Raw genomic sequence first — 26,038 nt, forward strand, 5'->3', positions numbered from 1 at the left:
GGCACAAGCGGAGCCCTCTCGGCAAGGACGGCGAAGCTGGTCGAGAGGGCTCTTCGGTGGTGCTTGTGCTGTTGTCCAGCGGTGGCTCAGGCCTTGACCGAGGCCACGAAAGCGCTCCACGCGTCGGCGGGAAAGGCCAGCTTGGGGCCCTCGGGGATCTTGGTGTCCCCGAGCTCCAGGGCCTCTTCGACGGTCGACCTGACCATCACACAGGCGCCGTTGTTGTTGGTGTAGGAGGACGTCGTCCACGTTTCCGTGGCGCCCAGACGAATTGCCATGTTCGCTCCGTAGCCAGTTGCGTTTACGCCAACCCGTGCTGGTGGTTGGCGTGATCGACGCTACTCGCCAACATCCTCGTTCGGAGCAGTCATTCACTCGACCGGATGGCATATTCCAGGGGAGACTTACAGGCAGGCGTGGCAGGGGTGTAGCATCCCGCACTTTGCCGGACGGAAGGTCGTGCACCATGGAGCGCGCCACGGAAGGTCAGCGCGCGTACTCCTTCGCCCGGCGCTCGATGAGCTGCCGCGACTGGTCCACGTTCAGCGACTGCGCGCGCAGGTGCTCGTACATCACCGTGTACTTCTGCACGTCGAGCGGCTTCTCCAGGTACAGGTCGCTGGTCACGCCCTCGATGTACACCACGCTGGAGTCGGCCGCGTCGGCGAACTCCAGGATCGAGTACTGGCCGTTGATGCCGGCGTGCGCGCCGACCTCGAACGGCAGCACCTGCACGGTGATGTGGGGCAGCTGCGACATCTCGATGAGGTGCTCCAGCTGCTCGCGCATCACCTGCCGGCTCCCGACGGTCCGGTGCAGGGACGCCTCGTCCAGGACCACCCACAGCCGCAGCGGGTCCGTCTCGGCGGTGATACGTCCCTGCCGGCGCAGCCGGACCTCGACGCGCTTGTCGTTGTCCGCCTCCGAGGCCTCGGGCGAGCCGCCCCGGATGATGGCCTCGGCGTACGCACGCGTCTGCAGCAGGCCGGTGATGATCTGGGGTTCGTAGACCCTGAGCGACTCGGCGTCCGTCTCCAGGCCGATGTAGACGCTGTACGGGATGTCCCCGAAGGCGTGCCACCAGCCCTGCTGCCGGGAGTCCTTGGCCATCTGCATCAGCGAGTCGACGATCCGCTGGTCCTCGACCTCGTAGACCCCGCACAGGTCCCGCACGTCGCGCTGGCTGATGCTGCGCCGGCCGTTCTCCAGCCGGCTGATCTTCGACTGCGAGACCAGCAGCCGCTCGGCGACCTCCTCGGCCGTCATGCCCTTGAGCTCACGGAGCCTGCGCAGCTCCTGGCCCAGCCGGCGCCGCCTGACGGTGGGATTGACATTGGACGCCACGGGACGTGCACCTCCGGCTGCGTGCCTCTACTTTGCGTATCTGCTGTTGAGCAGACTGCCACCAAGGTGCTTCCTACCGCTGGGAAACGGTGGATATGCGACGGGTACACGCCCAGTTCGGACAGGGCACGCCGAGCGGGGCGGGGAGAGTGTGTGCTCTCCCCGCCCCGCTCGGACAGCGGCTCCCGTGACCGGGTTCTGGGGTACTGCGTGGTGCTGTGGGTCCGCGGCTCAGTGGGCCACGGCGCGCGCCATGCTCCCGTGGCGCGGCTGCATCGGAACGCCTCGGGCGGGTTCCGCTGCGGACCTGGCTCCGCCGGCGGCCTGACGGCCGGACGGGGCCGGGCTGCGGCGCGGCTGCGCCGCCACGCCGTTCTGGACGTCCATCACGGCGTGCGCGACGAGACCGCCCATGGGGTCGTGCCTGATCAGATCCCGCAGCCGGGACCGAGAGGAACGCCCCTCGTTGCCCGGGTACAGGTGCTTGCCGAGGCCGACCGCGTGTGCCAGGGCGGCGAGCGCGGCGGTCCGCGGGTCCGGCGGTACGCCGGTGCGGATCGCCGAGTCCAGCCGGGCCCTGATCTCCCGGCTGATCTCCGTGTCCGTCGCCTGGTAGCGAGTCGTCGGCAGCACTCCGCACATCTGGCCGGCCACGGCATGCACCATGCCGCACCGCTCCAGATGCGAGAGGTAGGTCTGGCGGAGCCCGAGACGCGGCCCGCCAATCCAGTTCACTGCCCGCACGGGAGCGCCGCGCCTACGCAGCAACTCCAACGCGCAGTCCAACGTTGGATCTCCAGTCGGCCGTGGTACAACCACGGCGATACGATCCCCGTCTGGGGCTATCCGTCCGGCCAGTGCCAGCTCCACTAGCTGTGCTCCGGCCAGACCGAGGTCGAGCGACTGCGGCTGCGCAGTGGTACCCGTGGTCGGGTCCAATGCCAGCAGCAGAAGCTCCTCCGGAAGTGTTCTGCGGCTCCTGCCCATCCATGCCTCCCCGCGTGGATGAATGACAGGGTGACCCCTCTCACAATGGTCTGTCGAGGGTGCGTGACCGGTTCGTAGTGGAACCAGTAGGTATGTCGTTCTCGTCTACCGGATGGGTTCAGTGCGCGCACAGGACACTGGTACATGGTTCGGACAGCGCCTGGAGCGGTGTCACGGGCGGCGGTTCACGGTTCGGTACGCGCACGCGGGGAGTGCGGCGCGAGGAGGAGGCATCGGTGGCGGGCGAGTCCCCCGACAGGTCGAAGCAGCGCGAGTCGTCGGCAGAACCGACGTCGGGGAGCGCGAGTCCGGTTCCCGAGGCCAGGAGCGAGGCCCCACCCAAGCGTGACCCGCGCCTCGCGGTGGCCCGGGACACGGAGAGGTCCACGAAGCGCGGCGGCGCCGACACGGCGACCCGCGTGTTCTCCACCCGGACGGCGGAGAAGCCGACGGAGACGTCGGACGCCGAGCCGGCGGCCGGCGCCGAGCGGGACGAGAGCGAGACGGACGCGGTGGCGGACGCCGAGCGGGGCGCCGACGACGCGGGCACCGCGGGCACGGCCGACGCCGAGCAGGACGCCGGCGAAGCTGACACCGAGCAGGGTGTGAGCGGCGCGGGCGCCGAGCGGGACGAGAGCGACGCGGACGCCGAGGGGACGGTGACTGACGCCCAGCGAGGCGCGGACGAGGCGGACTCGGCGACGGACGCCGGGCCGGACGACGGCGACGCGGATGCCGATGGCACGGCTGACGCCAAGCGGGACGCCGGCGAGGCCGACACCGAGCAGGGTGTGAGCGGCGCGGGCGCCGAGCGGGACGCCGGCCAGGCGGACTCGGCGGCTGACGCCGGGCCGGCCGACGGCGACGCCGAGCGGGACGAGAACGACGCGGACGCCGAGGGGACGGTGACTGACGCCCAGCGAGGCGCGGACGAGGCGGACTCGGCGACGGACGCCGGGCCGGACGACGGCGGCGCGGATGCCGCGGGCTCGGCTGACACCGAACAGGACGCGGGCGAGGCCGACACGGCCGGTGACACCGAGCAGGACGTCAGCGGTGCGGGCGCGGCGGATGACGCCGAGCAGGACGCCGAGGCCGAGGGCGCGGCGGTCGACGCGTCCCAGGAGTCTGTGAAGGGCTCCGGCTCCGGTGAGCGCGGGGGTGACGCCGCCGCCAGTGACGGGCGGCTGCGGGACGCCGTGGCCGCGTGGGTCGCGTCGGCCGACCAGGACGAGGAGCCCGCGGCAGCCGAGGGCGCCGACAAGGGCTCTGAGGACGGCCAGGAGGCGGCTGAGAGGGCGGAAGAGGCCGCAGAGGCCGACACGGACGCCCAGAAGCCTGAGAAGCCTGCTGAGGCCGGCGCAGACGATCGGGACGACCGAGAGGCCGAAGACACGGACGACGCTGCCGAGGACGGCGCCGGCGTCCAGGAGCAGCCGAAGGGCGACGGTGCCCAGGCCCGGGATGGGCGGGAAGAGGCCGACGAGCCGGAGGCGGACCGTTCCGCCACCGGCGGCGCGGGCGATTCCGAGGCCGCCTCCGCGGACAGCGCCCCCGCCGACGACACCGACGACGCCTCCAAGTCGGACGACTCCGACACCGACAAGGGCGACACCCCACCCCCCGTCGACCAGCCCACCGCCGTCTTCAAGGCCGTGCGGCCCCCGGTCGATCAGCCCACCACCATGCTGAAGCTGGGCGGGGCCGCCAAGGACGCCAAGACCAAGCCTGGGAAGGAACCCGAGAAGGAAGCCGAGCGGACCAGTAAGTTCGTCGCGCTCAAGCCGCTGGACGATCCGTCGACGCGGAAGCCGGCGACCGGTGCACAGGCCGGTGCACAGGCCGGACAGGCCACTCCGGCCGCCAAAGCCACTCCGCCCGCCCCCGCCGACGCCACCGCACCCGTGCCCGCCGTCGGCCCCGAGCGGACCACCCAGCAGCCCCTGCCGCCGCGGCCGCCGCTGGACCTGCTGGCCGAACTGACGAACACCCCGCCGCCGCCGGACACCCCGCTGCGGACGGCCGTGCGGCGGGTGAAGATCTGGACGCCGCTGGTGCTGCTTCTGGTGGTCCTCCTCGGCGTCGTGCAGAGCGTGCGCCCGCTGCCGGCGCCCACCCTGGACCTCACCGCCGAGGACAGCTACACCTTCGAGGGCGGCAAGGTCGACATCCCCTGGCCGGCCAAGGGCCAGGCCGCGCTGGACGTGCAGGGCATCGGCTCGTTCGGGTCGTCCGGCGAGCAGAAGCCCGTGCCGATCGCGAGCGTCGCCAAGGTCATGACCGCCTATGTGATCCTGCGCGATCACCCGCTCAAGAGCGGTCAGGACGGGCCGAAGATCGAGATCGACCAGGCCGCCGAGGACCAGTCCGACGCCGGCCAGGAGTCCACCGTCGACGTCACCAAGGGCGACAAGATCAGCCAGCGGGAGGCGCTGGAGAGCATCCTGATCGCTTCCGCGAACAACGTGGCGCGCCTGCTCGCCCGCTGGGACGCGGGTTCCGAGAAGGCGTTCGTGCGGAAGATGAACGACGCCGCCCAGGACCTCGGCATGAAGAACACGACGTACACCGACCCGTCGGGCCTGAACAACACCACCGTGTCCACGGCCGTGGACCAGGTGAAGCTCGGCAAGGCGGCCATGGAGCAGCCCGCCTTCCGTGAGGTCGCCGCGATGATGTCGTACGTCGACTACAAGGGCACCAAGCACGACAACTGGAACCGCCTGGTCGGCTACAACGACGTCACCGGCATCAAGACCGGCACCACCACCTCCGCGCTCGGCAACCTCGTCTTCTCGGCGAGGAAGGACGTCGACGGCGAGACCCACCGGATCGTCGGCGCCGTGGTGCGCCAGCCCGCCGGCGGCCCGGACAACACCATCCTGGGCGCCGCGCTCTACGAGGGCGACCGGCTGATCAAGGCCGCGCAGGGCGCGCTGGAGTCGGCGACGATCCTGAAGAAGGGCGACGTCGTCGGGTACGCCGACGACGGTCTCGGCGGCCGTACGCCGGTCGTCGCCACCGAGGACGTCACGGCCGTCGGCTGGGCGGGCCTGTCCGTCAAGCTGACGTTCGCCGCGGACGACCTGCCGCACACGGCGAAGGCCGGCACGAAGGTGGGCACGCTCACCGTCGGTGACGGCAGCAGCAGCGCGGTCAAGGTTCCGGTCGCCCTGCAGAAGGATCTCGTGGAGCCGGGCTTCGCGGACAAGCTCACCCGCCTCGGCTGAGAGCCGGGCCGGCCCGCACCACCGCACCCCGCCGAGTGACGGCCCGTCCGGGCGCCGCCCGGCGGGGTGCGTGCTAGCGTCGCGAACCGGGCAGGCCGTGGACCGCTGACCGACGGGACACGGCCGGGAAGAGCCGGAAGAGAAGACGAGAACAGAAGACGGGACAACGGGGAGTGCCTTCGAGTGGCCACTGCGGAGCCGACACGCGCCGACGACGCCGATCCGGGCCCGGTATCCGCCGGCCCGCGAATACGCCTGCCCGCAGCCGGGGAAGGCGGCAGCCGGGACGGCCGTGAGGACCGGCTGCGGACCCTCGTCCTGACGCTGCGTGAGCGCATGTTGCGGCACCCGGTCCTGTCCGTCACGGGCCTCGCCGGACTGCTCCACGTCCTCTGGTTCTTCACGTTCGCGAACAGCGGCGGCGATCTGGCCGCGCAGGACGCCTGGGCGGAGTTCGTCGGCCGGCACCCGGACTCGGCGTACAACCTCGCCTGGTACGGCGGGATGCACCCGGTGTCGTACAGCGTCGTGTCGCCGTATCTGATGTCGGTGCTCGGCGTGCGGACGACGATGATGATCGCGGGGACGGTCTCGGCGGGGCTGCTGACCCTGCTCCTGCTGCGCAGCCGCTCCGTCCGCAACCCCCTGTGGGCGTCACTGGCGGGCGTGTTCGGGCTGTTCTGCAACGCGGTGTCCGGGCGGGTGACGTTCGGTCTGGGCATGATGTTCGCGCTCGGCGCGGTCGCGGTCGTGTTCTGCTGGCCCTACCGGTGGCGTTACAAGCGCTGGGCGAAGGCCCTGTGCGCGGCGCCGCTGGCCGCGCTGGCCACCATGGCGTCGCCGGTCGCGGGTCTGTTCGTGGGCCTGGTCGCGGCGGCGCTGTTCCTGCAGAAGCGGCGGCCGGGCGCGTGGGCGCTGGGGCTGGCGCCGAGTGCGGTGGTGGCGGTGTCGGCGTGGCTGTTCCCGTTCTCGGGGACGCAGCCGATGACGTTCGGCTCGGTGCTGCTGCCGCTCGCGTTCTCGGTCCTCGTCTTCGTCCTGGTGCCCGAGGACTGGAAGACGGTCCGGGTCACGGCCGCGGTGTACGGGCTGGGGGTCGTGCTGGTGTGGCTGGTCAGCTCCCAGATCGGTTCGAACATCACGCGGCTGGCGATGCTGTTCGCCGGGGTGGCGCTGGTCGCCGCGCTGCCGTTCACGGTGCCGCGCAGCCGCAAGTGGTACGCGGGCGTCGTCGCGCTCGTCGGTTTCGCCGTGTGGATCGGCTACAAGACGGTCGACGACATCGTGCACACGGCCCCGGCGGCGTCCTGGTCGCGCGAGCTGGCCCCGCTGGTGAACGAGTTGCAGGAGGTCGGCGCCGAGAAGGGCCGCGTGGAGGTCGTCCCCGCCCGCTCCCACCGCGAGGCCTCCGCCCTCGCCCCGTACGTCAACCTGGCCCGCGGCTGGAACCGGCAGGCCGACATGGAGCGCAACCCCCTCTTCTACGACGACACGCTCAACTCGGCGAACTACCACGAGTGGCTCAAGCGCTGGGCGGTGCACTACGTGGTGCTGCCGAAGGACGAGCCGGACGGTGACGGGGGTCAGCGGGAGCGGGCGCTGGTGCGGCGCGGGCTGCCGTATCTGACCCAGATCTGGGGCGACGACCAATGGCAGCTGTTCAAGGTGACCGCCCCGACGCCCCTCGCCGAGCCGAACGCCGTGGTCGACCGGGCCGAGCAGGGCGAGATGATCCTCCGGGTGAAGAAGCCGGGCCGCATCCTGGTCCGTATCCCCTACTCCCCCTGGCTGAGCATCGTCGACGCGGAGGGCAAGAGCCTGAAGCCGCCCCAGGAGACACAGGCCTCCAGGGAGCGCCCCGAGGACGAGCCGAAGACGTACGTCAACGTCAACGGCTGCCTGACGGAGACCGAGGAGGACGCCCAGGGCGACAAGTGGACGGAGCTGCTGGCCCCCAGGGCGGGCACGTACCGCCTGGCGGCCCCGTACCAGCTGCCCAGGGGAACGCCCTGCCCGGAGGAACTGCGCTGACCCTCAGCGGAGCCGGTCCACGTGGGTGTCGGTGCCCGGCACGGTCGGGATGAACGGCGCCACCAGTTCCACTCGCCCCAGCCCCGACTCCGCCACCGCCGCGTCCAGGTCCGTGAAGCAGGGGTCCCAGCACTCCCTCGGGTCCGTCTGGAGGAACCACAGCAGGGTCAGCCGGGTGTCGACGCCCTCGACCTGCTTGACGTAGGTCATGCGGTCGCCGGGGAGCGGGGTCGGGCGGAAGACGGTCACCAGCGCCGCCGGGGAGCCCGCGAGCCGCTTGGGCAGGTGGCGGGAGCGCAGCCACTCCAGCAGCCGCGGGCGCTGCTCGGGGGTGCCTGCCTCGACGACCTGGAGGACCAGGCCGGCGTAGGGGTGGTCGAGGGCGTGGACGTCGCGCGGGCCCGCCGCCCCGTCCCGGTAGACCGTCGCCTCGTGGTCGTGGAACGCGGTGAGGACGTGGGTGCGGTCGTGGTAGACGCGGCCGTCGCGGCCCAGGCGCTTGTTGATGGCGACCGTCCAGCGCATGTGGTCGTCGTAGCGGCCGTCGGTGATCCAGTACGTGGAGAGGTAGCAGCCCGTGGTGACGGGCCGGGCGATCGCCGACTTCTCGGGGTAGCGCAGGAGTTGCAGGTCCCTGGTGGCGACCCAACGGCGGCCGGCGTACATCCAGGGCATGGCCATCGCACCGGCGTAGTAGTGGTCGTCCTCGTACCAGCGGTTGTAGGCGTACTCGTGGCCCGGGTGCGGTTCGACCAGGGTGATCAGGGCGTGGCCGGGGTGGGTGCCGTAGGGGCCGACGGCGGCCAGTTCGGCGTACAGCTCGCTGCGGGTGTCGTCGCTCATGCCCTTCCCCTCTGTTGGCGGCTGGCTCATACTCTGACGCTCCGTCAGATATTGCGCCAGGGTTCCGGGAGGCTTCGATGTCGCTGCTCGCGGGGAAGACGGTCGTCGTGTCGGGGGTCGGGGCCGGGCTGGGGCGGCAGGTGGCGGCGGCCGTCGTGCGGGACGGGGGCCGGGCCGTGCTCGGGGCGCGTACGGAGGCGCAACTGGCGAAGACGGCGGCCGAACTCGATCCGGACGGGTCGCGCACGGCGTACCGGGCGACCGACATCACCGACGAGGCGCAGTGCGAGGCGCTGGCGGGGCTGGCGCGGGAGCGGTTCGGGCGGATCGACGCGGTGGTGCATGTGGCCGCGCTGGACAGTTGCTTCGGCGGTCTGGAGGACGCGGACTTCGAGACCTGGCGCTCCGTCCTGGACGTGAACCTGCTGGGCACGCTGCGGATGACCCGGGCCTGTCTGCCGTCGCTCAAGCAGGGCGGCGGGTCCGTCGTGTTCATCGGGACGCAGTCGGCGGTGGCGGCTCCGTCGCAGGTGCGGCAGGCGGCGTACGCGGCGTCGAAGGGGGCGTTGACGAGCGCGATGTACTCGCTGGCGCGCGAGCTGGGGCCGTACCGGATCCGGGTCAACACCGTGCTGCCGGGCTGGATGTGGGGTCCGCCGGTGCGGGCGTACGTACGGTTCGCCGCCGGCTCGGAGGGCGTGTCGGAGGCGGAGGTGCTGGGCAGGCTGACGGATCGTATGGCGCTGCCGGAGCCGGCGACGGATGCGGACGTGGCGGACGCGGCGGTGTTCCTGGCCTCGGACCGGGCACGGGCGATCACGGGCCAGTCGCTGCTGGTGAACGCGGGTGAGCTGATGCGCTGAGGGCGATTTCCAGCCAGGCGACACGGTTCAGATATATAAATGCAAGTCACCTCACCGAACTTTTTTACGGTCTCTTGACCTTCCTCTTCCTTGCCGTGCGCACGTCACCCAACCCAGAGTTCACATGCCTGACCCTGGCGGCGCACCCGTGGAAGGGGACTCATGAACGGTCTCGACTGGGCCGTGCTCATCGGCTACTTCGCCGTGATGGTCGCGATCGGCGTCTGGTCGCACAAACGCGTGGACAACGTCAGCGACTTCTTCACCGCCGGCGGCAAGATGCCGTGGTGGCTCTCCGGCATCTCGCACCACATGTCGGGCTACAGCGCGGTGATGTTCACCGGGTACGCGGGCATCGCCTACACCTACGGCGTCACGTCCTTCGTCACCTGGTCCTTCCCGATCGCCCTCGGCATCGCCATCGGCTCGAAGCTGTTCGCGCCGCGCATCAACCGGCTCCGCTCGCGACTCCATGTGGCCTCCCCGCTGGAGTACTTGAAGAACCGCTACGACCTGAAGACGCAGCAGGCGCTGGCCTGGTCCGGCATGCTGCTGAAGATCGTGGACGTGGGCGCGAAGTGGGCGGCGATCGCGACGCTGCTGTCCGTCTTCACGGGGATCTCCCTCAACCAGGGCATTCTCATCACCGGCGCGATCACCGCGGTCTACTGCACCATCGGCGGCCTGTGGGCGGACGCGCTGACCGAACTCGGCCAGTTCATCATCCAGTTGCTGGCCGGCGTCGCGATGTTCGTGGCGGTGGTCGTACGGCTCGACGACCACGGCGGCTTCTTCGGCGTCTGGGACTCCCCCGAGCTCCAGGGCCACGAGAAGCCGCTGGTCGGCCCGTACGGCACGGTCTTCCTGCTCGCGTTCCTCTTCATCAAGCTCTTCGAGTACAACGGCGGCATGCTCAACCAGGCCCAGCGCTACATGGCCACGCCGAACGCCAAGGAGGCCGAGCGGTCCGCCCGGCTGTCGGCGATCCTCTGGCTGGTCTGGCCGCTGGTGCTGTTCTTCCCCATGTGGATGTCCCCGCTGCTGGTCGAGTCGCAGAAGGCCGACGGCTCCGACTCCTACGCCCTGATGACCGAACAGCTCCTCCCCCACGGCCTGCTGGGCCTGGTCATCGTCGGCTTCTTCTCGCACACCATGGCCATGTGCTCCTCGGACGCCAACGCCATCGCGGCCGTGTTCACCCGGGACTGCGCGCCGGTGATCTGGGCCCGGGCCCGGGCCTGGAACCAGAGCCAGGGCCTGCGGGTCGCCCGGGTCGCGACGGTCGTCTTCCTCGGCCTGTCCATGGCGGCGGCGACGCAGGTCAACTCCCCGGCGTTCAAGGACATCATCACGGTCGTCATCAAGTGGGTGGCCGGACTGATGGGCCCGATGGCGATCCCGATGATGCTGGGCCTGCTGCGGGCGTTCCGCCGCTCCGGCCCGACCGCGGCCCTCGTCAGCTGGTCGATGGGCCTGCTCGCCTTCTGGCTGGTGAACTACCCGATCCACTGGAACGTCGAGGGCGGCGTGCCGCTCCAGTACCAGGTGTCGATCCCGCTGGCGGTGTCGCTGGTCCTCTACATCCTCGTCGGCTACATCAAGCCGGAGGACACCCCGGAGCGGCTGGCGCTCATCGAGAAGATCAACACGGACGGGGACGGGGCGGCGTCGGCCGCGATCCCGACACCGGCCGGCGCGGCGGACGGCGTGGTGGGGGCGACGCCGGGCAAGGAGTAGCGGCGGGGTGCGTACGCCGGGGGGCGGCCGTCCTGCGGGGCGGTCGCCCTGCGGGGGGGTCCAGCGGGGGGGGGGCGCCCTGCGGGGGCCGTCCAGCGGGGGGTCGCCCTGCCGGGGCCGTCCAGCGGGGGGGGCGTCCAGCGGGGGGTCGCCCTGCCGGGGCCGTCCAGCCGGGGGGCCGTCCAGCCGGGGGCCGCCCTGCGGCGCGGCCGTCCAGCGGGGGGCCGTCCAGCGAGGAGGCCGCCCTGCCGGGGGGCCGTCCAGCGGGCGGTCGCCCTGCCGGGGGGCCGTCCAGCCGGGGGGCCGTCCAGCCGGGGGCCATCCAGCCTGGGGCCGCCCTGCGCGCGGCCGTCCAGCGAGGAGGCCGTCCGGCGGCGCGGCCGTCCTGCGAGGGGGCCGTCCTGTGGTTCACGCCCGGGGGCGCGGGTTCACGCTGATGTAGTGCGGGTTCACGCCCGGGGGTAGCGCGGATTCATGCCCGGGGGTAGCGCGCCAGCCACCCCGGGGACGCGCCCGCCGGGCTGTGCAGGGCCGGGCCCTGGGTCATCTCCATGGCGAAGTCGTCGGCCAGCTCCAGGATCGTGGGACGGCCCTCCAGCTCGGCCAGCCAGGCCGGGGGGAGGGCCGTCTCGCCGTGCAGGGCACCGAGCAGCGCGCCCGTCAGCGCGCCGGTGGCGGCCGAGGGGCCGTCGTGGTTGACGGCGAGGGTCAGCCCGTGCCGGACGTCGGCGGCGACGAGGGCGCAGTACACGGCGGCACCGACGAGGCTCTCCGCCGTACCGGCCGCGCACAGCTCCGCCACGCGCTCCGGCCCGGGCAGCCCCTGCCTTACGGCACCGAGCGCGTGCTGGAGCGCGTCCGACACGGGCTGGTGCCCGGGCCGGGCGGCCAGCAGGGCGAAGCCCCGCTGCACGGCACCGTCGAGACTCTCCCCGAGGGCGAGCGCGTGCACGATCACGGCGTACGCACCCGCCGCGAGATACGCCGTCGGATGCCCGTGGGTCTGCGCCGCGCACTCCACCGCGAGCTGGACGACGAGCTGCGGCTCCCAGCCCACGAGCAGCCCGAACGGGGCGGACCGGGCTGCGGCCTCCGGCCCGAGCTCACCGGGGTTCTTGGGCGCCTCGGGCGTCCCCATGGTCGCGTCGGCGAGCCCGAGGAGCAGCGCCTTGCTCGGGTCCCTGCGCGCGTACAGCCACTCCTCCCGCGCGAGCCACCCGTCGTCCTTGCGCCGCAGGTCGGGCCCCCAGTCCCGCTGGGTGGCGGCCCAGCGCAGATAGGCCCGGTGCAGGTCGGTCGGCGGATGCCAGGCGCCGGTGTCCCGTCGCACCTGGGCCCGGATCAGCCCGTCCACGGAGAACAGGGTGAGCTGGGTGAGATGGGTGACGGCACCGCGTCTGCCATAGGCGGGAGCCAGATCGACCAGCCCCTCCGCCCCGTACTCCTCCCTGATCCCGTCGATCCCCAGCCCGTCCACGGGCGCGCCCAGCGCGTCCCCGACGGCCAGCCCGAGCAACGTCCCGCGCACCCTGCTGCGAAAGTCCTGCTGCTCCGTACGCCCCCAGACGGCACCGGCAGTCGCACCCACCTTGACCTCCCAGGGACCGTCCATACGTACGACAGCTCAGCACTGTAATCGAACGGGGACGACAGGCGGCCCGCAGTGCGTTCACTTTCCACCCATTGCAACACCCTCCCCCGGGTTGTTGCTTTGATTTCCTAGCCGTTGCAACGATTCTTCGGGGGTGACCTGCGCATTCCACGTCTCCACGCAACGAATGCATTGCTGAATCGGCGAACGCAACGTAGCTTTTCCATCGTTCGAAACAACGAGTCAGAGGAGAGCACGATGCAGAAGTTCGCCACTCCCGCCCCGATCACCGCCGTCCTGGACATCCCCGCCGGACGTGTCCAGTTCATCGCCGCGGACCGCGCCGACACCACCGTCGAGGTGCTGCCCGCCGACCCCTCCAGGAGCCGCGACACCAAGGCCGCCGAGCAGACCGCCGTCACCTACGCCGACGGTGTCCTGCGGATCAGGGCATCGGCCTCCGCCGGCCGGCTCCTCGGCCCCTCCGGAGCCGTGGAGGTCACGGTGCGGCTGCCCGCCGGCTCCCGCGTCGAGGCCAAGGCCGACAGCACCGAGCTGCGCGGCGTCGGGCGGCTCGGCGACGTCGTCTTCGAGGGCGCGTACCGCCGGATCAAGATCGACGAGGCCGCGGGCGTCCGGCTCACCGCGACCGACGGCGACGTCGAGGTCGGCCGGCTGGGCGGCCCCGCGGAGATCAGCACCGCGAGGGGCGACATCCGGATCGCCGAGGCTCTGGGCGGCACGGTCGTGCTGCGCACGCAGTCCGGTGACATCTCGGTCGTCGCCGCCGCCGGCGTCTCGGCCGCCCTGGACGCGGACACCGGCTACGGCCGTGTCAGCAACTCCCTCAAGAACGACGGCACCACCGGACTCGACATCCGCGCCACCACCTCGCACGGCGACATCACCGCCCGCAGTCTCTGAACGAGCAGCGCCGGAACTGTCCGGCCGAACTCATCACCAGGGGGAACACATGACGAAGAACAGCACGTCCGCGACCGGTTCGGCATGGACCGGCATGGTGCCGGTCGACGACACGGCCCTGGCCGTCACCGACACCGGCGGGCCCGGGATCCCGGTGGTCTACCTCAACGGCCAGTTCGCCACCCAGGGGTACTGGCGGCGGGTCATCGCCGAACTGGGGGCGGGGTGGCGGCACATCACCTACGACGAGCGGGCCCGCGGCAGGTCGAAGCGTTCGGCGGACTACTCCTTCGAGGCCGCCGTCCGTGATGTCGACGCCGTTCTCGCGGCCCGCGGCGTGGACCGGGCGCTGGTGATCGGCTGGTCCTACGGGGCGGTCGTCGCGGCTCACTGGGCCGACCGGAATCCGGAGCGTGCCGTGGGGGCGGTCCTGGTCGACGGCGCGTTCCCGTACGACTGGCTGGACGAGGCCATGGAGCAGCGGATCCGGAAGCTGTTCCGGCGGCTGGGCTGGTTCATGCCGCTGCTGCGCCCGACGGGCCTGACCCCGCGGATGACCGCCGCACAGCAGGCCGAGAGCAACATCGAGCTCGGCAGGCTCTCCCGGGAGCGCGAGCTGGGCCCCGTGCTGGACGGCATCACCGTCCCGGTGCGGTATGTGGTCGCTTCGGGGACGTCCTTCGGAAGCCGCGGTGACGAGCAGGAACGGATACGCGCCGGCCTCGATGCGGTGACCGTCCGCAACCCGAACATCCGGATCAGCGCGAAGGTCCCCAGCAACCACGGCGCGCTCCTCAAGAAGGACTTCCGGGCCATCGCCGAGTCCGTACGCGAGGTCGCCGCTCACGGGGGGCGCTGATCATGGCCAGTTCGGCCCACACCGTCTTGCCGTGGGCCGGCGCCTCCGCCACGCCCCAGCGGTCCGCGTACGCCTCGACGATGCGCAAGCCGCGTCCTCCTTCCGCGTCCTGCTCCACCGGGGCCTGAATGCGCGGGACCCCGTCGCCCCGGGCGTCGGTGACCTCGATACGGAGAGTGCGATCGGCTCGCAGCGCCAGTCGCAGCCGGAAGTCCCTGCCCCGGACCCGTCCATGCAGTACGGCGTTGGACGCCAGCTCCGCCACCACCTGCGCGGCAGCCTCGTACGGCTCGCCCCACTCGTCGAGTTGGCGTTCGGTGAGCAGGCGGGCCAGTCGAGCACCTCTTCGAGTAGCGGACAGCTGCACTGCGAAGTGGCGCGTGGGAGCGGTGATTTGGGCGAGGGATCTCTGACTCATGTCACCCAGCGTGGCCGGACCTCCCTACCCTGAACAGCAACGACCCCGGTACGGAGGGTGACTGTCCGGACGGGTGGCGGGGTCGTACGGCTCGTACGTCAGGAGGGGAAGGCGTGGAGGACGAGGAAGCGGCGGCCGTGCTCAGGACGGTCGGGCGGCAGATCAAGATGTGGCGCGAGGCCGCCGGGTTGAAGCAGACGGAGCTGGGCTCGGCGATCGGGTACGGCGAGGAGATGGTTTCGTCCGTGGAGCGGGCGAGGCGGATCCCCAAGCCGGACTTCCTGGACAAGACCGATGAGGTGCTCGGCGCCGGGGGCAAGATCTCAGCGATGAAGGAGGACGTGGAGAAGGCCCGGTATCCGAAGACCGTGCGGGACCTGACGAAGCTGGAGGACCAGGCGGTCGAACTCGGGGCCTACGCAGCTCTGCACATCCACGGGCTGTTGCAGACGCCGGAGTACGCCCAGGCGTTGTACGCCATGCGGCGGCCGGCCTACACCGAGGATGAGATCGAACGTCACGTGGCCGCACGCATGGCACGGAAGGCCGTCTTCGATCGGGTACCCCGACCGCTGGTCACCTTTGTCCAGGAAGAGATGACGCTGCGGCGACCCTTCGGGGGCAAGATGGTGTTGCGCCGACAGCTCGAACACCTGTTGGAAGTGGCGGAGTTGCGGCACGTCGAGATCCAAGTGATGCCCATGGACAGGGAGGACCACGCGGCTGTGATGGGCTCGTTCCGGCTGCTGAAGCTCCAGGACGGCAAGGCGCTCGGTCACACGGAAAGCCAGCTGTACGACCGCGTGATCAGCGACCCAAAGGACGTACAGGTTCTCGATATGCGCTATGGCATGATCCGGGCGCAGGCCCTCTCGCCCCGCGAGTCACTGGCCTTCATCGAAAAAGTGCTGGGAGAAGAGACATGACGCCCACCCCACTGACGTGGATCAAGAGCAGCTACAGCGGAAACGACGGCCCCGATTGCGTCGAGGTCGCCATATCCCCCGCCCACCACCCCACCGTCCACATCCGCGACTCCAAGAACAAGGACGCCGCCCGCCTGGCATTTACCGATGGTGCCTGGTCCGAATTCCTGGAGTTCGCGGTGGGGCGCTGAGTCTCAGTCCCGGGCGGGGGCCGTTTCAGGGTCGGGGGTCGTGTCGTTCTCCTCGGCCTCCGCTCGCTCCTTCTTCAGAGCGAGTTCCCGGGCCAGGGCCTCCGAGTACAGCCTCATTTCCGCTTCTTTGCGCTCGTCAAACACCGATGCCTCCTCTGAATGCAGGGGTGTTGAGGTGTGGAATATTACCCGGCCACGACGCGATACGTCACGGTCGAATTACATCCGCACACAGCTAATTCGCATGCCGTTCACCCGGTGAGGACCGACACCAATACCGCACGGTCGGTATCCGAAAGGCGTTCCAGTGCCTCGGAGTCCAGTTCCCGGACCCTTTCCACATCGGCCCGTGCCTGCTCGAGGCGCCCCATGAGCGCGAGCAGGACCGCCCGGCGGCACAGCGCCCAGACGTACCCCGGCCGGAGTTCCACCGCCCGGTTCAGATCGGCGAGGGCCTCCGCGTGGCGGCCGAGGCCGGCGTGGGACGCGCCCCGGCTCGCGTACGCCGAGGCGTAGGCGGGGTCCAGGGACAGGGCTCGGTCGAAGTCGGCGACAGCCTCCTCGTCGCGGCCCTGGGCGCGCAGCGCGTCGCCGCGTTGGCAGCGGGCCCAGGGCCAGTCGGGGCTCAGGGCGAGGGCGTGGTCGAGGTCGGCGAGTTGGCGTCGGGGGTCGCCCAGCGCGCGCCAGGCCCGGGCGCGGCGGGCGAGCGCCCAGGCGTAGTCCGGCTTGAGGTCCAGTGCCCGGCCCAGGTCGCGGAGGGCGGCGTCCAGGTCTCCGTGGCGTTCGTGCGTGGCTCCCCGGGAGGCCCAGGCGAACTCGTTGGCCGCATCGAGGCGGATCGCTTCGCTCAGGTCGCGTATGGCCTCGGCATGGTGCCGGGCGAGCCGGTGGTGTTCGCCGCGCAGGGCGACGTACCAGGAGTTGTCCGGCTCCAGCGCGACGGCCCGGTCCAGGTCGGCGATCGCGGCGTCGTCGTCGCCCAGCTCCCTGCGGATCCCGGCCCGGTGACGGTAGGCGACGGCCAGCTCCGGATCCAGGGCGACGGCCCGGTCGTACTCGGCGAGAGCCTGCGGGTACGCGGCCCGGCCGCGCAGCTCGTCACCCCGTACGACCCGGGCCCGGGCCTGGGCCGGAGCGTCGAGCACCGCGCGGCGCAGGAGCAGGCCGAGTGCGGTGAGGGTTCCCTCCGTGTCGAGGGCCGCCGTCAGTTCGGTGCCCCACTCGGCCACCGCCGCCGTGTCCGCGTCGTGTCCCGCGTCCACCAGCGCACGCGCCCACTGCGCGGCCACGCCCGCACCGGCGTCGCAGGCGTGGACGAAGTCCCGCAGGGCCTGCGGCAACGCGTCCCGCTCACCGGCGCAGAGGAGGTGGTACACCTCGGCCAGGCGCAGGCTCCGCCACGTCTCGTCGGCCCACGGCTCGGCCCCGCCGGCCTCGGTCTCCTCCCGCCAGCCGCCGAACGTCCGCGCCAGGCGCCGCTGCCGCTCGGCCCACTCGCGGGGCGACCGGCTGCGCTGCGCGCGCAGCATCGGTGCCCGTACGACGTCGTGGTAGCGCAGGCGTCCCCCACCGCGCTCGCCGACGAACGGCATGCCTCGCAACCAGGCGTAGAGCGGCTCCAGTTGCTCCTGGGGGCAGTCGGTGACCGCCCGGAACACGTCCGCGTCCAGCCATCTGGGCAGCGCGCAGGCAAGTGCGGCCGCTCGTCGTGCCGGGTCGCGCTCCCACTTCAGGAAGCGTTCCACCGCCGTGGCGCTCGGGTCGTCCACGTCGTCCGGGTCGGCGGGGCGGGATTCGGCGAGGGTGGAGACCAGGACGGGGAGGCCGCCGGTGAGGCGCAGGACCTCCTCGACGACCGGTTCGGCGGTCACGCCCTTGCCGGCGAGCAGGCCGCGTGCCTCCGCCTCGGTGAAGGGGGACAGCGCGACGTCCGTCACGAAGTCCGTCAGGCCGCCCCACAGGGCCATGTCCAGGGGGCGTTGGCCCGCCGTGACGACGACGGTCGTGGCCGGCATGGCGCCGTGGCGGTCGGTCACCATCGTCTCGTGCAGCCAGTGGTCCAGGTAAGGGCCGGTCCGCTCGTACGTGTCGAGGAAGAGGGCGATCCAGGGAGCCGAGGCGGCGGCCTCCGTGAGTTCGCGCAGGAGCACCGGTGTGAGCACCTGCTCGGGGGCGAGGACCAGCCGCACGTCCTCGTGGTCGCGGAAGCGGGCCAGGACGCTCTCCCGGAACCGGTCGACGCCGCCCGCGAGTTGGTCGGAGTCGAGCATGCCGGCGAACGGGCCGACCACCGGGACCATGCCCATGGCGACCACCCCGGCCCGGGCGACCGCCCTGCCGCCCGCCGACGGGCCCGCGTCCTCCGCCCGCGCGTCCAGCGCGGCGAGCGCGGCCAGTTCCGCCTCGTGCCTGCGTTCGTCGTGGGCGGCGAGCAGGCGGTTCAGTTCCTTGGGCCGGTGGCCCTGCGCGGTGAACTGGCGGCTGATCTCGGCCATCGCCTCCGGCACGCTGCCGGCGCTGTCGTCCACGTACGCGGTCAGCGCGCCCTGTTCGCGGGCGATCTGTTCCAACTCCCGTAGGAGGAAGGTCTTTCCGACGCCCGCGTTGCCGTGGACATGGAAGCGGAAGCGGTGGCGTTCGTCGTGCGGAGGAGTGTCGAAGTTCGCGCGGAACAGGGCCCGTTCAGCGGCCCGGCCGACGAATCCGGCCCGGGTCCGCTGCCGTATCAGGTCCTGCATCGACGGCCTGGCCTGCGCCATCCGTACGTCCCCCTCGTCTCGCCCGTCCGGCTTCCGCCGTCATTCTGTCGCGTCGGCCACCGCCGCTCGGGAAGAATGATCGGCATGGCCACCTCCTCCACCTCACGCCGCGGCGCGCTGCCTCTCGCCACCGCGCTGCTCACTGCCTCCGTCGCGCTGTACATGGCGCTGGTCGCGTTCGGGAACATCACCGACTTCGGCACCAACCAGCAGTTCGTCCGCCATGTTCTCGCCATGGACACCACGTTCAAGGACGAGGACCTGATGTGGCGGGCCGTGACGAGCACGGGACTTCAGGACACCGCCTACGTCCTGATCATCGTCTGGGAGACCGTCGCCGCGCTCGTCCTCATATACGGGACCTGGCTGTGGGCCAGACGGGATCAGCAGCAGGCCCGGCGGATGTCCACCTACGGGCTGCTGATGGTGCTGCTGCTGTTCGGGGCCGGGTTCATCGCGATCGGCGGTGAGTGGTTCTCGATGTGGCAGTCGAAGAGCTGGAACGGGCTGGACGCGGCGACCCGGGTGTTCCTGTTCAGCGGGCTCGTGCTGATCGTCAACCACCTGCCGTCCAGGCAGTCGGACCCGGCTGCCTGACCCCGGGCGCTACTTGACCACGGTCACCGTCGTGCCGACCGTGCCGAACGCCCACAGTGCCGTGCCGTCCGCCTTCCGCATCCGGACTCCGCCCGTCTTGGCGCCGGAGTCGGCGGGCGGCGGCGAGGCGCCGTCGACCGCGTTGGAGAAGGCGACGGAGACGCCGGACTTCGCGGCGAAGTACATGATGTGCTCGATCCGGACGCCGTCCGAGCCGGTCGTGGCCTCGTTGCGGGACGACACCGTGTAGGTGCCGGGATCGGGGCTGACCGTGCCCGGCCACACGGCGAACGTGCGGCGGGTCGCCTCGCTCGCGTCGACCAGCCACACCCGCTTCTCGCCGAGGGAGTACACGATGCGCCGGCCGGTGCCGGAGCCGTCGGGCACCCGGGCCGGGACGGACGCGGTGGGGGTGGGATGCGCGCCCGCCGACGCCGAGGTGCTCGGCTTGGCCGAGGTGGCGGCGGGGTGGGGACCCTGGTCCGCCTGTACGGCCAGGACCGTCACCGCGGCTATCGCTCCCACGGTCAGCCCGGTCACCCAGGCCCACGAAGGAAGTCGGGCAGGCACGGGCACGCATCTCCTCGGTCACGGGACCCCGCAGCTCGGGGGTTCCGATCATCGTACTGCGAGCCCGTCGCTCCCCAGGCGGCTCAGGGGCCGTCCATGGTCTTCCGGACCGGGACGGGGCCGGTGCCGGCTCCGTGGGCGGTGTAGAGCGGGGTGCGGACGGGAGCCGGGTAGGAGAGGTGCACCAGCCGGGTCTGCTCCTGCCGCATGTGCGTGAGCGACTCCAGGATGTAGCCCACGAGCAGGACGAGCGCGGCGATGGTCATGATCGCGGCGGCGAGGATCGCCGTGGGGACGCGGGGCACCGTGCCCGTGCGGACGAAGTCGGCGATGACGGGGATGCCGAGGACGACCGAGATCAGGGCCAGGACGCCGGCGAGCACGGTGTGGACGAGGGAGGGGCGTTCCCGGCGCGCCAGGTCGAGGATGACCCGCAGGATGCGCCAGCCGTCCCGGTAGGTGCGCAGCTTGCTCTCGCCGCCGGCGGGCCGGACCCGGTAGTCGACGACCACCTCCGCCGTGGGGAGCCGGAGGTGGAGGGCGTGGATCGTCATCTCGGTCTCGGTCTCGAACTCCCGGGCCAGCGCCGGGAAGGACTTCACGAAGCGGCGCGAGAAGACCCGGTAACCGCTGAGCATGTCGGTCACGTCGTTGCCGAACAGGGACCGCACGGCCCCGGTGAGGAACTTGTTGCCGACCGCGTGTCCGGTCCGGTAGGCGCCGTCGTCCGTCACCCTGCGGGCGCCGACGACCTGGTCGTAGGGCCCTTCGAAGAGCAGGTCCACCATGTCCCGGGCGCGCGAGGCGTCGTAGGTGTCGTCGCCGTCGACGATGAGCAGGGCGTCGGCGTCGACGTCGGCGAAGGCACGGCGGATGACGTTGCCCTTGCCCTTGCGGGGTTCCTGCCGGACGATCGCGCCCGCCGCGCGGGCGACCTCCACGGTGCGGTCGGTGGAGGCGTTGTCGTAGACGTAGACGACGGCCTCGGGGAGGGCCGCGCGCAGGTCGCGGACCACCTTGCCGACGGCCGCCTCCTCGTTGTGGCACGGCACGACACACGCGATCGTCGGTTCCACGACCACTCCCACTCCCACTCCTCGTCTGAGCCGGTGCCGAGTTCCGGTATGTGGGTAAATCATGCGATATGAGCGCGCCTCTGAGGCGGGGGCGCGCCGGGTGGCTACTCTCGCTTTGTGCCGGTTCTCGCCTCTGTGACACGTTCTGTGACACGTTCCACCCGTGATGCCGTACGGGGCATCTGGCGCGAGGCCGCCAAGTTCGGACTCGTCGGGGCGCTGGCCTTCGTCGTGGACAACGGCGGCTACAACCTGCTGGTCTTCGGGCTGCCCGGCGGCGCGGAGGGCGGGCCGATGGGGGCCGCTCCCGTCCAGGCGTCCGTCGTCGCGACGGGCGCCGCCGCGCTGTTCAGCTGGGCCGGGAACCGCTACTGGACCTATCGCCACCAGCACCGCGAGAAGGTCTCCCGTGAACTGGGCCTGTTTCTCCTCGCGAACGGCGTCGGTCTCGCCATCACCGCCGGCACGGTCTTCGCGTCCCGGCAGCTGCTCGGGCTCGACTCGGCGCTCAGCGACAACACCGCCCGCATCCTCGGCTGGGTGCTCGCGACCCTGTTCCGCTTCCACGCCTACCGGCGCTACGTCTTCGTCGCACCCTGAGCCGACGGCCACCGGCGACCCGCTAGCATCCGGCATATGGGACAAATGCCGTGGCTGCCGCGTGCGCAGCGCTGGGTCTGGGGGCTGGCCGTCGTCGCCGCGGTCTGCTGTCTGGGCACGATCCTCGTGTTCTTCCCCGGCTACCTGAGTCCCGACAGCCTCGACCAGCTCCGGCAGGCCGAGGGGAAGACGCCCCTGACCGACTGGCACCCGCCCGTGCTGAGCCTGGTGTGGCGTGCGCTCATCGCGGTGACCGGCTCGATCGCGTCCATGCTCGTCCTCCAGGCCGTCCTCTTCTGGGGAGCGCTCTGGGTGCTGGCCTGGTGCGTCTGGGAGCTGACCGCGAGCCGCGGCGGTTCGCTCGCCGTACTCGGCCTCGGTCTGGCTCCCTTCGTGCTGACGTTCGTCGGGGTGGTGTGGAAGGACGTCCACGCGGCGGTCGCGCTGCTCGCCGCGTGCGCGGTCGCGCTCACCGGGCTGCTGCTGCGGGACCACCGGCCTCCTCGTCCCGCCGTGCGGTGGGGGCTGCTCTGGCTGGGCGTGCTGTTCCTCGCGTACGCCATGCTGGTGCGCAAGAACGCCTTCTTCGCCGCGCTCCCCGTCTTCGTCATGCTGGTCCTCGCACTGTGGCGCGCTCCCGGGCGCCGTACGTGGGTGACCTGCACGGCGGCACTCCTGGCCGCCCTCGTCGTACCGACCGCCGCCATCTCCCTGTTCGCGCGGCCTCTCGGGACGAAACAGGCCGCACAGATCATGCTCGACGACCTGGTCCACGTACTGGAGGTGGACGAGCTCCGCACGGCGGACGTGCCACCCGGTCTCAGGGACCGGCTCGTGGCCTCCGCGCAGGAGTGCGAGCGCGTCGGGGCCCTGTCGGACGCCTACTGGGCCTGCTACGAACGCCCCGCGGACGGGCTGCGCGGGGACTCGGGGGAGATCACGTCCCTGTGGCTGCGCGAGATGAGCGGGCATGTGCCGCAGTATCTCCAGTACCGGCTGCGGCTCTTCTCGACTCTGCTGTTCGAGACGGACGATCCGTACAAAGCGGGGGTCAGCCGCAACGACCTGGGCATCGAGGTGGCGCATCCCCTGCTGGAGGACATGCTCGGCACGTACGTCAACGGCATGGTGACGGACGTGCGGTGGCTGTTCCGCGGGTGGTTCTGGCTCGCCGTCGCGCTGGTGCTGGCCATCCGCCCGGGCAAGGGCCGGTTCTCGATGCCGGTCCGGGCGCTGGGCATCAGCTCGGCGGCCTACATCCTCGGCTATCTGCCGATCATGCCCGCGACGGACTTCCGCTACGTCTACTGGCCGGCGATCGCCTGCACGCTCGGCCTGCTCCTGCTCTGGCTGGGCCGGGGCCAGAGCCCCGGCGCCGCGCCCGACCGTGCCGTGACGGCACGGCAGCCGGCGGACGCCGGAGGCCAGTAGACCCTCAGCCGCCCAGCCCGCTCAGTCCAGCACCGGCAGCAACTCCGGCAGATGCCCGTCCGACACCTGCGCCGCCCGCTGCCGCTCCTGCGGGATCTCCCCGTACAGGGTGTTCCGGGGCTTCGCCGGGCGGCCCGCGGCGTCGGCCACCGCGATGAGGTCCTTGACCGACTTGTACGAGCCGTACGACGAGCCCGCCATCCGGGAGATGGTCTCCTCCATGAGCGTCCCGCCGAGGTCGTTGGCGCCCGAGCGGAGCATCTCGGCCGCGCCCTCGGTGCCCAGCTTCACCCAGCTGGTCTGGATGTTGGGGATGTACGGGTGCAGCAGCAGCCGGGCCATGGCCGTGACCGCGCGGTTGTCCCGCATGGTCGGGCCCGGGCGGGCGATCCCCGCCAGGTACACGGGCGCGTTGGTGTGCACGAACGGCAGCGTCACGAACTCGGTGAAGCCGCCGGTGCGCTGCTGGATGCCGGCCAGGGTGCGCAGATGCCCGAGCCAGTGGCGGGGCTGGTCGACATGGCCGTACATCATCGTCGAGGACGAGCGGATGCCCAGCTCGTGGGCCGTCGTCACGACGTCGATCCAGTCGGCCGCGGGCAGCTTGCCCTTGGTCAGGATCCAGCGGACCTCGTCGTCGAGGATCTCGGCGGCCGTGCCCGGGATGGTGTCCAGGCCGGCCTCCTTGGCGGCGGTCAGCCACTCGCGGATGGACATGCCGGTGCGGGCCGCGCCGTTGACGACCTCCATCGGCGAGAAGGCGTGCACGTGCATGCCCGGGACGCGTTCCTTCACCGCCCGCGCGATGTCGAAGTACGCCGTGCCGGGCAGGTCCGGGTGGATGCCGCCCTGCATGCAGACCTCCACCGCGCCGACGTCCCAGGCCTGCTGGGCCCGGTCGGCGACCTGGTCAAGGGAGAGGGTGTAGGCGTCGGCGTCGGTGCGGCGCTGGGCGAAGGCGCAGAACCGGCAGCCCGTGTAACAGACGTTGGTGAAGTTGATGTTGCGGGTGACGATGTAGGTGACGTCGTCACCGACGGCCGACTTGCGGACGTCGTCGGCGACCCGCGCGAGGGCGTCCAGGGCCGGGCCGTCCGCGTGCAGCAGGGCCAGCGCCTCGTCGTCGGTGAGTTTCGTGGGGTCGTCGGCCGCCGTGCGCAGGGCCTCGCGTACGTCGGTGTCGATGCGCTCCGGTGCCATGCCCGGGGCGGCGGCCTCACGCAGGGCGCCCCAGTCGCCGTACACCTCGTCGAAATCGTCCCGGCGGTCCGAGGTGCGGCCCTCGGAGTCGATCGAGGAGTGCAGGTCGGTGCGGCCGGACGCGACGAAGACCTCCTCCGGCTCCTGCCACGGCAGGCCCTCCGGCAGGGCCTCGGGGCGCGCGAGCCCGGTCTCCGGGTCGGCCAGCGCGGCCACGTGCGGGCGCAGCCGCGGGTCCAGCCAGGGCTCGCCGCGCCGGACGAACTCCGGGTACACGCACAGCCGTTCGCGCAGCTCGAAACCGGCTGCCCGGGACGTCTCGGCGAGCTGCTCGATCTGCGGCCAGGGGCGCTCGGGATTGACGTGGTCGATGGTCAGCGGGGACACCCCGCCCCAGTCGTCGATACCGGCGCCGATCAGCCGCTCGTACTCGTCGTCGACGAGGTTGGGCGGGGCCTGGATGCAGCCCGAGGGACCCATGAGGAGACGGGCGACGGCCACCGTGGCGACCAGTTCGTCCAGTTCCGCGTCCGGCATGCCGCGCATCGCGGTGTCCGGCTTGGCGCGGAAGTTCTGGATGATCAGCTCCTGGACGCCGTGGTAGGCCCGGGACACCTTGCGCAGTGCGAACAGCGACTCGGCGCGCTCCTCGTAGGTCTCGCCGATCCCTATGAGGATGCCCGAGGTGAACGGCACGGAGGACCGCCCGGCGTCCTCCAGGACGCGCAGGCGGACGGCGGGCTCCTTGTCGGGAGAACCGTGGTGCGGGCCGCCCGGCTCCGACCAGAGCCGGGTCGCGGTCGTCTCCAGCATCATGCCCATGCTGGGCGCGACGGGCTTGAGCCGCTGGAAGTCGGTCCAGGACATGACGCCCGGGTTCAGGTGCGGGAGGAGTCCCGTCTCCTCCAGGATGCGGATGGAGATGGCGCGGACGTAGGCGATGGTGTCGTCGTAGCCGTGCGCATCCAGCCACTCGCGCGCCTCCGGCCAGCGGTCCTCCGGCTTGTCGCCGAGGGTGATGAGGGCTTCCTTGCAGCCCAGCGCGGCGCCCTTGCGGGCGATGTCCAGGACCTCGTCGGGGGACATGAACATCCCGTGGCCCTCGCGGCGCAGCTTGCCGGGGACGGTGACGAACGTGCAGTAGTGGCACTTGTCCCGGCACAGCCGGGTCAGCGGGATGAAGACGCTCTTGGAGTACGTGATGACGCCGGGCCGGCCGGCCGCCTCCAGGCCCGCGTCCCGCACCCGGGCGGCCGAGGCCGCCAGGTCCTCCAGGTGCGCGCCCCGGGCCTGGAGCAGGACGGCCGCCTCGGCGACATCGAGGGAGACGCCGTCCCTGGCCCGTTTCAGGGCGCGACGCATGGAGTTCTCGGTGGGGCCGGTTCCGGAGGTCGCGGAAGTCGTCATCCTTCGAGCATACGATCGCGCTGATCAACTCGGCCGGGGCCCGTCAGTGGAAGGCCAGCCACCCGATGCCCAGGGCTGACACGAGACCGCTGAGGGCCACCGCGAGGGGCCTGTTGCGGTGCAGACCGAACCAGACCAGCGCGGCGGTCACGAGCACGGCCGTCGTCCCGATCCCGGCCCGCAACAGCCCCTGACTGTAGCCGTATTCGGTGAAATGCCGCGCGAGCCACGATAACCAGGCAAGCCTCATGACGCCGTGCTCTCCCCCTGTGTCCGGACCGAGTGGTCAGCGAGTTGTCAGGTACCTGGAAGATATCCCGTGAGCCCGGTCCTGTACCCGAGGGGCACTCGACGGTCCATACCGACCGGTCGGCACTGTCAGGCGCCGACGCGACCTGTTCGGCTGTTTCCCGCCATCGGATTCCCTTCCCTTGCCCGCCGGTTCAGGGCCGAA

22 protein-coding genes are annotated in these 26,038 nt (G+C 71.3%); 11 read left to right on the forward strand and 11 right to left on the reverse strand.

All coding sequences use genetic code 11. The annotated features are described in order from the left end of the window. Positions 1-86: 86 nt before the first annotated feature. The 3 genes from QF034_RS17180 to QF034_RS17190 form a co-directional block, all read right to left on the reverse strand. Positions 87-278 (reverse strand): DUF397 domain-containing protein, encoded by a 192-nt coding sequence (locus QF034_RS17180; RefSeq protein WP_010035575.1) that lies wholly within the window; start codon positions 276-278, stop codon positions 87-89. A 208-nt stretch (positions 279-486) separates the two neighbouring features. Further along, positions 487-1,344, reverse strand: a complete 858-nt coding sequence (locus QF034_RS17185) for a helix-turn-helix domain-containing protein (RefSeq protein WP_307175801.1) — start codon at positions 1,342-1,344, stop codon at positions 487-489. Positions 1,345-1,575: 231 nt separating this feature from the next. Next, positions 1,576-2,331, reverse strand: coding sequence for a GOLPH3/VPS74 family protein (locus QF034_RS17190; protein ID WP_306966089.1), 756 nt, complete (start codon positions 2,329-2,331; stop codon positions 1,576-1,578). A 236-nt stretch (positions 2,332-2,567) separates the two neighbouring features. Here QF034_RS17190 and QF034_RS17195 point away from each other — a divergent pair, with 236 nt between their 5' ends. Beyond that, a complete protein-coding gene (locus QF034_RS17195) occupies positions 2,568-5,561 on the forward strand; it encodes a D-alanyl-D-alanine carboxypeptidase (RefSeq protein WP_307175802.1) in 2,994 nt (997 codons plus the stop codon). Positions 5,562-5,744: 183 nt separating this feature from the next. Next, positions 5,745-7,592 carry a DUF8823 domain-containing protein gene (locus QF034_RS17200; protein ID WP_307175803.1) on the forward strand — a complete coding sequence of 616 codons (1,848 nt, stop codon included), beginning with the start codon at positions 5,745-5,747 and terminating at the stop codon, positions 7,590-7,592. A 3-nt stretch (positions 7,593-7,595) separates the two neighbouring features. Here QF034_RS17200 and QF034_RS17205 read toward each other — a convergent pair whose 3' ends face one another. After that, on the reverse strand, positions 7,596-8,435 hold the full coding sequence (locus QF034_RS17205) for a hypothetical protein (protein WP_307175804.1): 840 nt from the start codon (positions 8,433-8,435) through the stop codon (positions 7,596-7,598). A gap of 77 nt (positions 8,436-8,512) precedes the next feature. Here QF034_RS17205 and QF034_RS17210 point away from each other — a divergent pair, with 77 nt between their 5' ends. Both QF034_RS17210 and QF034_RS17215 read left to right on the forward strand, forming a co-directional pair. Beyond that, positions 8,513-9,298: an SDR family oxidoreductase gene (locus tag QF034_RS17210; RefSeq protein ID WP_307175805.1), complete on the forward strand. Its 786-nt coding sequence runs from the start codon at positions 8,513-8,515 to the stop codon at positions 9,296-9,298. A 162-nt stretch (positions 9,299-9,460) separates the two neighbouring features. Continuing rightward, on the forward strand, positions 9,461-11,035 hold the full coding sequence (locus QF034_RS17215) for a sodium:solute symporter family protein (protein ID WP_307175806.1): 1,575 nt from the start codon (positions 9,461-9,463) through the stop codon (positions 11,033-11,035). A gap of 472 nt (positions 11,036-11,507) precedes the next feature. On the opposite strand, the gene QF034_RS17220 is transcribed toward QF034_RS17215, so the two are convergent. Further along, positions 11,508-12,623 (reverse strand): ADP-ribosylglycohydrolase family protein, encoded by a 1,116-nt coding sequence (locus QF034_RS17220; protein ID WP_307175807.1) that lies wholly within the window; start codon positions 12,621-12,623, stop codon positions 11,508-11,510. A 261-nt stretch (positions 12,624-12,884) separates the two neighbouring features. On the opposite strand from QF034_RS17220, the gene QF034_RS17225 reads away from it, so the two are divergent. Then, the gene (locus QF034_RS17225) at positions 12,885-13,550 is read left to right on the forward strand and encodes a DUF4097 family beta strand repeat-containing protein (protein ID WP_307175808.1); all 666 of its coding nucleotides are present in this window, start codon (positions 12,885-12,887) and stop codon (positions 13,548-13,550) included. 49 nt (positions 13,551-13,599) lie between these two features. Further along, positions 13,600-14,409, forward strand: a complete 810-nt coding sequence (locus QF034_RS17230) for an alpha/beta fold hydrolase (RefSeq protein ID WP_307175809.1) — start codon at positions 13,600-13,602, stop codon at positions 14,407-14,409. On the opposite strand, the gene QF034_RS17235 is transcribed toward QF034_RS17230, so the two are convergent. Further along, positions 14,345-14,827, reverse strand: coding sequence for an ATP-binding protein (locus QF034_RS17235; RefSeq protein WP_307175810.1), 483 nt, complete (start codon positions 14,825-14,827; stop codon positions 14,345-14,347). The genes QF034_RS17230 and QF034_RS17235 overlap by 65 nt on opposite strands. Positions 14,828-14,940: 113 nt before the next feature. On the opposite strand from QF034_RS17235, the gene QF034_RS17240 reads away from it, so the two are divergent. Together QF034_RS17240 and QF034_RS17245 are read left to right on the forward strand one after the other, a co-directional pair. Beyond that, the gene (locus tag QF034_RS17240) at positions 14,941-15,753 is read left to right on the forward strand and encodes a helix-turn-helix domain-containing protein (protein ID WP_307175811.1); all 813 of its coding nucleotides are present in this window, start codon (positions 14,941-14,943) and stop codon (positions 15,751-15,753) included. Continuing rightward, the gene (locus QF034_RS17245) at positions 15,750-15,944 is read left to right on the forward strand and encodes a DUF397 domain-containing protein (RefSeq protein ID WP_307175812.1); all 195 of its coding nucleotides are present in this window, start codon (positions 15,750-15,752) and stop codon (positions 15,942-15,944) included. The genes QF034_RS17240 and QF034_RS17245 overlap by 4 nt, the downstream gene beginning before the upstream one ends. A gap of 251 nt (positions 15,945-16,195) precedes the next feature. Here the strand turns inward: QF034_RS17245 and QF034_RS17250 are convergent, their stop codons facing one another. Then, positions 16,196-18,703, reverse strand: coding sequence for a tetratricopeptide repeat protein (locus QF034_RS17250; RefSeq protein ID WP_307175813.1), 2,508 nt, complete (start codon positions 18,701-18,703; stop codon positions 16,196-16,198). Between the two features lie 84 nt (positions 18,704-18,787). On the opposite strand from QF034_RS17250, the gene QF034_RS17255 reads away from it, so the two are divergent. Next, positions 18,788-19,300: a DUF2165 domain-containing protein gene (locus QF034_RS17255; protein WP_307175814.1), complete on the forward strand. Its 513-nt coding sequence runs from the start codon at positions 18,788-18,790 to the stop codon at positions 19,298-19,300. Positions 19,301-19,309: 9 nt separating this feature from the next. On the opposite strand, the gene QF034_RS17260 is transcribed toward QF034_RS17255, so the two are convergent. Then, positions 19,310-19,870, reverse strand: coding sequence for a hypothetical protein (locus QF034_RS17260; protein WP_307175815.1), 561 nt, complete (start codon positions 19,868-19,870; stop codon positions 19,310-19,312). Positions 19,871-19,953: 83 nt separating this feature from the next. Further along, the gene (locus QF034_RS17265; RefSeq protein WP_307179899.1) at positions 19,954-20,952 is read right to left on the reverse strand and encodes a glycosyltransferase family 2 protein; all 999 of its coding nucleotides are present in this window, start codon (positions 20,950-20,952) and stop codon (positions 19,954-19,956) included. 141 nt (positions 20,953-21,093) lie between these two features. Here QF034_RS17265 and QF034_RS17270 point away from each other — a divergent pair, with 141 nt between their 5' ends. Next, positions 21,094-21,546 (forward strand): GtrA family protein, encoded by a 453-nt coding sequence (locus QF034_RS17270; RefSeq protein WP_307175816.1) that lies wholly within the window; start codon positions 21,094-21,096, stop codon positions 21,544-21,546. A gap of 36 nt (positions 21,547-21,582) precedes the next feature. Further along, positions 21,583-22,977: a hypothetical protein gene (locus QF034_RS17275; protein ID WP_370880809.1), complete on the forward strand. Its 1,395-nt coding sequence runs from the start codon at positions 21,583-21,585 to the stop codon at positions 22,975-22,977. A gap of 21 nt (positions 22,978-22,998) precedes the next feature. Here the strand turns inward: QF034_RS17275 and QF034_RS17280 are convergent, their stop codons facing one another. After that, on the reverse strand, positions 22,999-25,584 hold the full coding sequence (locus QF034_RS17280; RefSeq protein WP_307175817.1) for a bifunctional FO biosynthesis protein CofGH: 2,586 nt from the start codon (positions 25,582-25,584) through the stop codon (positions 22,999-23,001). Between the two features lie 43 nt (positions 25,585-25,627). Further along, complete coding sequence (locus tag QF034_RS17285) at positions 25,628-25,834, reverse strand: hypothetical protein (RefSeq protein WP_086562922.1); 207 nt, start codon at positions 25,832-25,834, stop codon at positions 25,628-25,630. Positions 25,835-26,038: the final 204 nt, after the last annotated feature.

The sequence above is a fragment of the Streptomyces africanus genome (assembly GCF_030816955.1).
GTDB classification, from domain to species: domain Bacteria; phylum Actinomycetota; class Actinomycetes; order Streptomycetales; family Streptomycetaceae; genus Streptomyces; species Streptomyces africanus.

What these genes read in the sequence shown, in the direction of transcription:
- QF034_RS17215 (WP_307175806.1), top strand. Translation starts at nt 9,461, where the DNA reads ATGAACGGTCTCGACTGGGCCGTGCTCATCGGCTACTTCGCCGTGATG.
- QF034_RS17285 (WP_086562922.1), bottom strand. Translation starts at nt 25,834, where the DNA reads ATGAGGCTTGCCTGGTTATCGTGGCTCGCGCGGCATTTCACCGAATAC.
- QF034_RS17210 (WP_307175805.1), top strand. Translation starts at nt 8,513, where the DNA reads ATGTCGCTGCTCGCGGGGAAGACGGTCGTCGTGTCGGGGGTCGGGGCC.
- QF034_RS17255 (WP_307175814.1), top strand. Translation starts at nt 18,788, where the DNA reads ATGGCCACCTCCTCCACCTCACGCCGCGGCGCGCTGCCTCTCGCCACC.
- QF034_RS17275 (WP_370880809.1), top strand. Translation starts at nt 21,583, where the DNA reads ATGGGACAAATGCCGTGGCTGCCGCGTGCGCAGCGCTGGGTCTGGGGG.
- QF034_RS17250 (WP_307175813.1), bottom strand. Translation starts at nt 18,703, where the DNA reads ATGGCGCAGGCCAGGCCGTCGATGCAGGACCTGATACGGCAGCGGACC.
- QF034_RS17225 (WP_307175808.1), top strand. Translation starts at nt 12,885, where the DNA reads ATGCAGAAGTTCGCCACTCCCGCCCCGATCACCGCCGTCCTGGACATC.
- QF034_RS17180 (WP_010035575.1), bottom strand. Translation starts at nt 278, where the DNA reads ATGGCAATTCGTCTGGGCGCCACGGAAACGTGGACGACGTCCTCCTAC.
- QF034_RS17245 (WP_307175812.1), top strand. Translation starts at nt 15,750, where the DNA reads ATGACGCCCACCCCACTGACGTGGATCAAGAGCAGCTACAGCGGAAAC.
- QF034_RS17190 (WP_306966089.1), bottom strand. Translation starts at nt 2,331, where the DNA reads ATGGGCAGGAGCCGCAGAACACTTCCGGAGGAGCTTCTGCTGCTGGCA.
- QF034_RS17280 (WP_307175817.1), bottom strand. Translation starts at nt 25,584, where the DNA reads ATGACGACTTCCGCGACCTCCGGAACCGGCCCCACCGAGAACTCCATG.
- QF034_RS17235 (WP_307175810.1), bottom strand. Translation starts at nt 14,827, where the DNA reads ATGAGTCAGAGATCCCTCGCCCAAATCACCGCTCCCACGCGCCACTTC.
- QF034_RS17230 (WP_307175809.1), top strand. Translation starts at nt 13,600, where the DNA reads ATGACGAAGAACAGCACGTCCGCGACCGGTTCGGCATGGACCGGCATG.
- QF034_RS17205 (WP_307175804.1), bottom strand. Translation starts at nt 8,435, where the DNA reads ATGAGCGACGACACCCGCAGCGAGCTGTACGCCGAACTGGCCGCCGTC.